The organism is Neopararhizobium haloflavum (genome assembly GCF_002750855.1).
In the GTDB taxonomy this organism is placed as follows: domain Bacteria; phylum Pseudomonadota; class Alphaproteobacteria; order Rhizobiales; family Rhizobiaceae; genus Georhizobium; species Georhizobium haloflavum.
The window spans coordinates 1-2039 of record NZ_NWUC01000035.1 but is presented as its reverse complement, the minus strand read 5'-3'; the positions used below and the strand labels follow the sequence as shown (position 1 = coordinate 2039).

2 protein-coding genes are annotated in these 2039 nt (G+C 44.9%); both read left to right on the top strand.

All coding sequences use genetic code 11. From position 1 onward, the window contains the following. The coding region (locus CN673_RS21870; protein WP_210200135.1) for a hypothetical protein at positions 1 to 1671 on the top strand (1671 nt) is incomplete at its 5' end. Positions 1672 to 1727: 56 nt separating this feature from the next. Further along, positions 1728 to 2039 (top strand): hypothetical protein (locus CN673_RS21865; RefSeq protein ID WP_157929002.1); only part of this gene is annotated, 312 nt, incomplete at its 3' end.

Below are 2039 nucleotides of genomic sequence, written 5' to 3'. Positions count from 1 at the left end.
CGACCAACTAAATCGTTTTTGAAATTACTCAGGAAATATTTGTATTTGAAAACTTTTATTACTTATATTATCATTCTTTTGCCATCCAGTGATTGTGTCTGGGATACCTGGAAAGATATCAGAGAAGGTCTTTGCAATGCTTGCTATGATAAGTTGGGTGTTGGAATTCATTTTGTGGATAAGGTTAGCAAAGAATTTAACGATGCGGCTGCCTTACAGAGATGGAAAGGAGAACCGGTTAAATTGATTGCGGCAGGCCAATCCCTGTTAGAGAAAGAGAAAAATCAGTACTTAATGGCGTTCTTGAGGGAATATATAACTCCAGAATGTGAATATTTCATGTGTAATCTACCAAAGTCATCAAAGGAATGCTGTGCCGATATTGAAAACCAGATGAAAAACTTTGAGATGATGAAAGATGTCCTGAAGAATAATTGTCGCAAAATGCCCATGATCAACAATACTTTTATTGAAGATGTTCCCCAACGCCCATTGAGACCAACCGAAGATAATCTCACATCATCCATATACAAAACATTCGAAGACAACAGATCCAAATATCAGATTTATGAGGAGGCCATTACTGAAGTAATCTTGGATTGGCAAAAAAGTTGTAAATTCGAAAAGAAGAAGATGGTCATTCTATTGGTCGGAGCAGGACGAGGAGGCTTGGTTGAGAGTATAATGAAGGCGCTACGGAAGACTGACATCGTATCTGATAGTATTGTTGTAGCTGTTGAGAAGAATCCTTTTGCATTTCGATCTCTGGTCCACAAAAACAAAAAAATGTGGGACTACTTCATCAAACTTGTCAACGCGGATCTCCGGGAGCATAAGCTCATCAAAAAGGCCTTGGATGGCCACGTTCCGTACCTTGTAATCTCCGAATTACTGGGTTCTTTTGCCTGTAACGAACTCAGTCCAGATCTCTTGACCACCTTGGAGCCTTTGATTGATAACAAAACTGTGTTCCTACCTCAATATTATACAAATTTCATTTCTCCATGCTTCAGTTTTCGATTGAATAACATTATACAAGGCGGACGTCCCGATTTTTATCAAAGATTGTCCAACTTCTGTGGTCGTGATGGTATCCGAGCGATCGATTCAAACAATTACAGCAATCTCGACCAACTTTACGTCTCAACACTGAACAGCGCTTACATTATTGAGGCTCCTCAACCTGTCTGCACCTATGAGCATCATGCAAAGGCATCAAATTTGATGCAATGGAGAAGCCAGACTCACTTTAAGATCAGTGTGGACTGCCAGATAAATGGATTAGCTGGTTTTTTTGAGGCCAAGTTGAAGTCCAATACCATATCAACAGTGCCCAAGGGCATTAACCAGTTCACTGATATCAAAAAATCCTGGTTTCCCGCCTATTTTCCATTAAGCTACCCACTGGATTGTCCGAAAGGATCAACGGTTGATGTTTTGATCGAACGCAAAGTGAATGACCAAGGAATGTGGTACGAATGGTGTGTGGTGGCCTTCGATGAGGGCTCGATTATTTTGGAGTCCACCTTCTCCACTTCCTCAAACGAATCCGACTCCGGCTCCCAGATGTACCAACGGTTGGCATTCCGACCGCAGCAGCGACCCAGGAAAAAGGCGACGATGGCGCCGAGGAAGAAGCCGACAAACAGCAGCATGACCCAGGTCGCGTAGGTCCATTCGGGCCAATCGACCCAAAACTCCGACTCTTCGCTGACCAGTTGCGCACCGTGGACCTTGAAGCTGAATTGGCACTTCTCGGCGCGCCGAAAGAAGCCGATTTCCTGCTTCAAGAAGGTCTGGTTGTTCTTGATGGTCATGGGGAGGCCGTAGCCCAGGTAGATCGGCGTTATGGCGTCTGGCGGGATTGTATCGTCTTGGAGGATGAGTTCGTTGTAGCGCTGCGTGATGTTGAATGTGTACTCGCCCTGCGCGGAGCTGTTCGTGCGCAGTGGCACATCAAATCCGGACGTCTCGTTGTCGCTGTCGTCGAGGTAGGACTGGACGACCAGCTTCAGCGGCTGCCCGGCGACAAAGTCCAG